The organism is Catenuloplanes sp. NPDC051500 (assembly GCF_044454585.1).
GTDB lineage: Bacteria > Actinomycetota > Actinomycetes > Mycobacteriales > Micromonosporaceae > Catenuloplanes.
In genome coordinates this window covers 219123-225734 of sequence record NZ_JBITDX010000016.1, presented here as the reverse complement: position 1 = coordinate 225734, position 6612 = coordinate 219123, and the positions used below count along the sequence as shown (strand labels likewise).

The window sequence follows — 6612 nt, the reverse complement described above, 5'->3', positions numbered from 1 at the left end:
CTCCGGGAAGACACGTTGCAGTCAAACGTCATGAACATCCCACCACACTCCCAGTCCGACCCAACCTGGGCTTTCTCTTTGACACTCGTCGTGATAGAATCTCGAAGGTTCAGCCCACCCGGGCCGAACTATGTTCGGCAGCCACCCACTCGGGGTGGCGCGGATGCTGAGGGGCGGTGACGTGAGCGAGCAGCCAAAGAAGAAGGCGGGGGGATCCGCCGTTTCTTCCCGTCTCCGATGGCCTGGCAGCCGGCTCCGCGACCTGCCGATCTGGTCCAAGCTCGGACTGATCATGATCGTGCCGACGATGGCGACGATCGTCGTGGGCACAAGCGGCCTTATCGACCACATCGACGAGGCGAGGGATGCCGACCAGGCGAGGACCATCGCCCAGTTGGAGCAGTTCTCCGGCGAGCTCGTCGACACCCTGCAGAGCGAGCGCGCCGCTGCCGCCCGCTTCCTGAGCACTCCGAACCAGCAGCGGGACGAGAAGGGCAAGCTCCTCGAGGCCTTCAACCAGACGCACTCCCTGGTGGACAGCGCGAAGAAGCCCTACTCCCAGCAGCGCACGCTGCTCACCGATCTGCCGCAGGAGGACAGCAACTTCGAGTCGCTCCTCGACGCGGCCGACGCCAGCCTCGAAGAGCTTCCCGCCACCCGCAGCCAGGTGAGCAACAACTCGCTCCAGCTGTCCCAGGCGACGGCGAGCTACGACATCTTCATCGAGGACCTGCTGCGGATCCGTGAGTCCGCGTCCCAGCTCGCCGGCAGCACCGCGCTGAGCGACCGGATGCGGGCCAGTGCCGCGCTCGCGCTGGAGAAGGAGTACGTCTCCACCCAGCGCGTCATCGTTCATGACGTGTTCGCGCAGGGCGAGATCACCCCCAAGCTCCGCGAGACGTACATCGCGACGCTGACCGGCCAGCAGCAGGCCGGCGCCACGTTCGAGACCGTCGCCACCCGCGAGGACCGCGACTACAGGCGTCAGGAGGTGGCCGGCCCGGACCTCCGGGAGGCCACGCTGAACACCGACAAGATCAGCGCCAACCTGGACGGTGAGATCAGCGCGCTCGGCTTCACGCCCCAGCAGTGGGACGAGGGAATGGCCGGCAAGAACGCGCTGATGCGCAAGGTCGAGCAGCGCCTCGACGACGAGACGGTCACGCTCGCCACCCAGACGCGCAACGAGGTGCAGCGGCGGGTGCTCGTCGAGACCGGCGTGCTGCTCGGCATGCTTCTCCTCGCGATCCTGTTCGCCTGGCTCGTCGCCCGGTCGATGGCCCGCTCGCTGCGGGAGCTGCGCCAGGGCGCGCTCTCCGTCGCGCAGTACGGCCTGCCCCAGGCGGTCGCCCGGCTCCGTGATCCGGCGATCTCCGCGCAGCTGTCCCCGGTGCAGGTGGCGAACCAGATCGCCGAGCCGCTGCCGGTCCGCAGCCGCGACGAGTTCGGCCAGGTGACCGAGGCGTTCAACGCGGTCCACCTGGAAGCCGTGCGTACCGCGGCCGAGCAGGCCGTGCTCCGCGCGTCCGTCTCCACCATGTTCGTCAACCTCGCCCGCCGCTCCCAGATCCTGGTCGACCGCCTCATCGGTCACCTGGACCGCCTGGAGCGCGGCGAGGAGGACCCGGACCGGCTGGCCGAGCTCTTCCAGCTCGACCACCTGGCCACCCGAATGCGGCGTAATGACGAGAACCTCCTGGTCCTCGCCGGTGCCGACTCCACCCGTGTGCAGCGCGAGCCCGCCGCTCTGATCGACGTGCTCCGCGCCGCGCAGTCCGAGGTCGAGCACTACACGCGCATCCACTTCGGGAACATCGACAAGGATATCGAGATCTCGGCGCACGCCGTCAACGACCTCGTGCACCTCGTCGCGGAGCTGTTCGACAACGCGACCGCGTTCTCGCCGCCCGACTCGAAGGTGATGGTGGAGGCCCGGGTCACAGGTGACCGCGCCGTCCTCTACGTCGAGGACCGCGGCATCGGCATCGCACCTGACCAGATGCGCGACCTGAACGAGCGGCTCCAGCGTCCGCCGACCGTGGACGTCACGGTCTCCCGGATGATGGGCCTGGTCGTGGTCGCCCGCCTGGGCGCCCGCCACGGCGTCCGGGTCGAGCTCCGGGCCGCCAACGAGCGCGGCACCGTCGCGGACGTCGTGCTGCCCGCGAACATGCTGATGTCCCACGCGGTCGCCGGTGGCCGGGCTCCGGCCGCGGTCGGTGGCCCACGTCAGGACCTGCCGGCCTTCGGTGGCGGCGGCGGCCAGGGCGGTGGCTTCGGCTCCCCGCTGGCGCTTGAGCCGGGCGGCTCCGGGCGTCCGCCGTCGCAGCGCGAGTCCGCGCCGTCGCTCGGCGGTTTCGCGACCGAGCTTCCGCAGTCCTTCGCCGGATTCGGCAACGACCCGGCGCCCACCTCCGGCGGCCCGTCGTCGTCCCGCTCAATGCCGGCCTGGTCCGATCTGACCGGCGCCGCTCCGAGCGGCGGCAACGGCAGCAACGGCGGGTCCAACGGCGGCGCACCGAACGGCAACGGCAACAACGGCTTCGGCAGCTTCAACGGCTTCAACGGCAGCGGCGGTGGTCCGCGCAACGGCCGGGCCACCGACGCGTTCGGCGCCAACGGCAGCCGGAGCGAAGGGCTGCCGCACCGGCCGCGTACCGACGAGCCGATGCCGATGGACGACTACGCCGGACCGGCGTCGCCGACCATCCCGCGGCAGAAGCCGGTGAGCCCGGAGCAGCAGCGCGGTGGCGTGCCGCCGCTCTCGGTCCCGCCGGTCGCCTCGGCACCGCCGGCCAGCGGCCCGTCCTCGGCGTCGTCGGCTCCGCCCGTGTGGCCGCCGATCGCGCCCACGGACAATCCGCCGTCCGTGCCGGACCGGCTCGCGTCGTCGCTCGACCTGACCGCCGAGATCCCGCGCTACCGGCCGGAGAACGCCGCACCGCCGGCGTTGCCCGCGTCCCGGCCGCAGTCGGTGCCGCCGGTCCAGCAGGTCCCGGTCTCGGCTATGCCGGTGCCCGGCCCGGTCTCCCGGCCGGCCCCGCAGGCCGCGTCGCAGCCGGTGGTGGACGAGACGATGGAGCTGCCGATCTTCCGGGAGCTGGAGTCCGCGTGGTTCCGCACCCGGGTCGAGGACGGCAAGCCGGCCACCGGCCCGACCGGAGCCGGTCCCACCCCGGCCCCGGCCACCGCGGCGAGCGCGCCGACCGAGCAGTACCGGACGCTCGACACGAAGAAGCCGGAACTGGCGACCACGTCACGGGGTCTGCCGACCCCGGGCGCGCGCTCCGCGGACCCGCTGGCCTCCCGGCCGGTGCCCGCCGGAGACGGCAACGCACAACGGATCTCCACCGAGCCCGCCAGCTGGCGTACGGCAGCCGACGACGGCTGGCGCACCGCCGCCTCGGTCGCGGCCGCGGCGGGGGAGACGGCGTCTGAGACCACCCAGGCGGGCCTGCCGAAGCGCAAGCCGATGGCACAGCTCGTTCCTGGTGGAATCGAGAAGGCAACACCGACCGTCAACAAGCGGTCGCCCGAGGGGGTGCGCGGGCTGCTGTCCGCCTACCACCGGGGCGTCCAGCGCGGGCGGACGGGTCCTTCGGACAACCCGACCGGTTCAGAGGGAACATTGGACGGGCAGCAATCCTCGCAGGCTGGCAAGGAGCATGAGGGATGACAACAACGCAGGACCTGGGTTGGTTGCTGGCGAACTTCGCCGACCGCGTTCCGGGTGTCGCGCATGCGGTCGCCGTATCCGCCGATGGTCTGCTTCTCGCCGGGTCCCGTGACCTTCCGCGGGACCGGGCCGACCAGCTGGCGGCGATCGCCTCGGGTCTGGTCAGCCTGACGCAGGGCGCGGCCCGCTGCTTCGAGGGCGGCGCCGTGCTCCAGACGGTTGTGGAGATGGACAACGGGTTCCTTTTCCTGATGTCGATCTCCGACGGCTCGTCCTTCGCCGTGCTCGCGGCGCGTAGCTGCGATGTCGGTCAGGTCGGGTACGAGATGGCTCTGCTGGTGGACCGGGTGGGCGATGCCCTGACCCCGGCTCCGCGTACCGCAGCAGGGATGGTTGGCTAGTTACACGAAAGGCGGCGGCCGGTGCGAGCCGGCCGTTGCAGGATATAAATGCGACGGGTTACTGCGATCTTGGAACCGCTTTCTAGAAAACAGAGGGGGTGAACGGCGACGATGGCCGAACGCGAAGAGCCGACCGGCGCGCTGGTCAGGCCGTACGCCGTTACCCGAGGCCGAACTCGGCCACGGTTGGAGATCGCACTCGAAGCGCTGATTGAGACGACGGTGCGGGGCCGGTCCGCCGGTGCCAACAACGGCGGACAAGGTCGAGAGCATCAATACATAGCCGCGCTGTGTGACGGCCGGCTGCAGTCACTCGCGGAGATCGCCGCGCGGATGTCGCTTCCGCTCGGGGTCGCTCGGGTCCTCATCGCTGACATGGCCGCAGAGGGCATGGTCGCGGTGTACGAACCGACGTCCCTTGAGGACTCGAACGACGCGGTGGGCACGGAATTGCTGGAGAGGGTGCTGAGTGGACTTCGCAGGCTCTGACGCGGCGCACCGCCCTATGGCCGGGCGCGTGACATCGGCGAAGATCGTAATCGCCGGTGGTTTCGGCGTCGGTAAGACGACGCTGGTCGGCTCGGTCTCGGAAATCACTCCGCTGACCACCGAGGCCATCATGACGTCGGCGGGCGTGGGCGTGGACGACACCCGGCAGGTGCCGGGCAAGACCACCACCACGGTCGCCATGGACTTCGGCCGTATCACGATCGACCGGGATCTGATCCTGTACCTGTTCGGTACACCGGGTCAGACACGATTCTGGTTCATGTGGGACGAGCTGGTGCGTGGCGCGATCGGTGCGGTGGTGCTGGTGGATACCCGCCGGCTCGCCGACTGCTTCGCGGCGATCGACTTCTTCGAGCACCGGCGACTGCCCTACCTGGTCGCGATCAACTGCTTCGACGGGATGCAGTACCACAACGCTCAGGATGTGCGGGACGCCCTCGCCATCTCGAGCGAGATCCCGGTCGTGAGCTGCGACGCGCGTAACCGCGAGTCGACCAAGCACGTGCTGATCTCCCTCGTGGAGTACGTGCTGTCGATGCGCCGTTCGCGTGCTGTCGCGCCGGCCTGAGGTGGCATAAGGTCCCACCGGACCAACGCCGAAAGACCCATCAGGGGTACGGGACTTCTCCCGTACCCCTGCAGGTTTTTGTGTGTGGCCCTTGAACGGCCGCGTAGCGAGACGCCCCGCCCCGCCGCACGTAGTAGCGGGGGACGGGGCGTTTCGTGTGTCTGAGGCGTTCTCAGGCGGTGCGGACCCAGGCGTTCAGGTTCACCGTGAAGACGCCGAGCGAGCCCGCTTCCATGCCGCCGTGCCGGATCGTGGTCAGCGCGTAGGCGCCGGCCATGCCCTCGAGCGTCGACCGCTCCAGATAGGCGCGCAGGCGGCCGCGGTCGATGCTCTTGGCGAGGTAGGCGGCCTGGACGAGCAGGCTGATGCCGTCGCCCGCGTACGGTGCGAAGCCCTTGAACGAGCCGTACTCCGTCACGTACCGCCGGATGAGGTCGCGGCGGCGCTGTCCCTCGTTGCCGGTCTCGGTGAGCGACGACGCGCCGAGCGATCCGGGGCTGATCGCGTAGGCCCCCTCGACCGCGTCCGCGTTCTCCGACGAGAGCGTCTCCTCGGTGACCGCCTCCGGCGGGAAGAACAGCTTGCCGGTGAATCCAGCGGCCCTGATCGCCCGGGCCGCTTTTCCGGCGTCAGGCGACATCGCCCAGATGATGACCGCGCCCGGCCGCCCCTTGACCGCCTCCGCGGCAGCGGCCGTGAAGTCCTGGTCGCCGGCCGGGAGCCGGGTGGTGGTGCCGAGCGTGATGTCCTGGCCGGAGAGCGCGGAGCCGGTGTGCCGTACGCCCGCGTCGCCGTGCCGGCCGGTGCCGGCCAGGATCGACGCCTTGGCGATCTTCTGCCGCTTCACCTCGGTCGACAGCGCCTGGGCCACGTCCCGGGCGTCCGGCGTCACCTTGAACGTGTAGGTGCGCGACGTGATCGGGGTGAGGATGTCGTCCGCCGAGGCGAGCGACAGGAACGGCACCTGCAGCTCCTGGGCGACGTCGGAGATGGCGGTGGAGGTCTCCGGCACGGTGCCGCCGATGAACGCGTTGACGCCCTCCTGGGTGGCGAGCTGCCGGGCGAGCTCGCCGGCCTTCGCCGGGTCGCCGCCGCTGTCCACGATTTTCAGCTGGAGCTTGCGGCGCTGCTGACCGACCTGGAAACCGTCCGCGTTGACCTGGGCCTGGAACAGCTCAAGCGCCCGGGCCTGCAGCTCGCCCATTGCGGAGCCGGTGCCGGTGCGCTCCAGGACGCCGCCGACCACGAGGTCGGTGACCGAGGCCGTCCGGGGACCTGTGGGTTCGTCATCGGTGCCGCAGGCGGCCACGGTGAGCGCGGACGCGGTCGCCACGAGCAGGCCCCGCCGCGTGATGGTGGGCACGCCAACGGTGCGGTTGAGCATGGTTCCAAGCCTTTCGCCACGGGGTGTGGCGACAAGGGATGTGGAGCCGCCACGCCCCCAGCAGAATCGTGCT

The 6612-nt window shown here is 70.2% G+C and carries 5 protein-coding genes; 4 read left to right on the top strand and 1 reads right to left on the bottom strand.

Annotated features, from left to right (window positions below; genetic code table 11):
* Window positions 1-181: 181 nt before the first annotated feature.
* The 4 genes from ACIA8K_RS28795 to ACIA8K_RS28780 all read left to right on the top strand — a co-directional run bounded on the left by ACIA8K_RS28795 (window position 182) and on the right by ACIA8K_RS28780 (window position 5155).
* Complete coding sequence (locus ACIA8K_RS28795) at window positions 182-3676, top strand: nitrate- and nitrite sensing domain-containing protein (protein ID WP_396064705.1); 3495 nt, start codon at window positions 182-184, stop codon at window positions 3674-3676.
* Window positions 3673-4077 (top strand): roadblock/LC7 domain-containing protein, encoded by a 405-nt coding sequence (locus tag ACIA8K_RS28790; RefSeq protein ID WP_033343732.1) that lies wholly within the window; start codon window positions 3673-3675, stop codon window positions 4075-4077. Before ACIA8K_RS28795 ends, ACIA8K_RS28790 begins: the two co-directional genes overlap by 4 nt.
* 111 nt (window positions 4078-4188) lie before the next feature.
* Entirely contained in the window at window positions 4189-4566 is a 378-nt protein-coding gene (locus ACIA8K_RS28785; protein WP_396064703.1) for a DUF742 domain-containing protein, read from the top strand.
* A 16-nt stretch (window positions 4567-4582) separates the two neighbouring features.
* The gene (locus ACIA8K_RS28780) at window positions 4583-5155 is read left to right on the top strand and encodes an ATP/GTP-binding protein (protein WP_306839569.1); all 573 of its coding nucleotides are present in this window, start codon (window positions 4583-4585) and stop codon (window positions 5153-5155) included.
* Between the two features lie 172 nt (window positions 5156-5327).
* Here the strand turns inward: ACIA8K_RS28780 and ACIA8K_RS28775 are convergent, their stop codons facing one another.
* Window positions 5328-6539 carry an ABC transporter substrate-binding protein gene (locus ACIA8K_RS28775; RefSeq protein ID WP_396064701.1) on the bottom strand — a complete coding sequence of 404 codons (1212 nt, stop codon included), beginning with the start codon at window positions 6537-6539 and terminating at the stop codon, window positions 5328-5330.
* Window positions 6540-6612 lie beyond the last annotated feature (73 nt).

Coding starts and splice junctions, on each gene's coding strand:
- ACIA8K_RS28775 (WP_396064701.1), bottom strand. CDS start 6,539: ATGCTCAACCGCACCGTTGGCGTGCCCACCATCACGCGGCGGGGCCTG.
- ACIA8K_RS28790 (WP_033343732.1), top strand. CDS start 3,673: ATGACAACAACGCAGGACCTGGGTTGGTTGCTGGCGAACTTCGCCGAC.
- ACIA8K_RS28785 (WP_396064703.1), top strand. CDS start 4,189: ATGGCCGAACGCGAAGAGCCGACCGGCGCGCTGGTCAGGCCGTACGCC.
- ACIA8K_RS28780 (WP_306839569.1), top strand. CDS start 4,583: ATGGCCGGGCGCGTGACATCGGCGAAGATCGTAATCGCCGGTGGTTTC.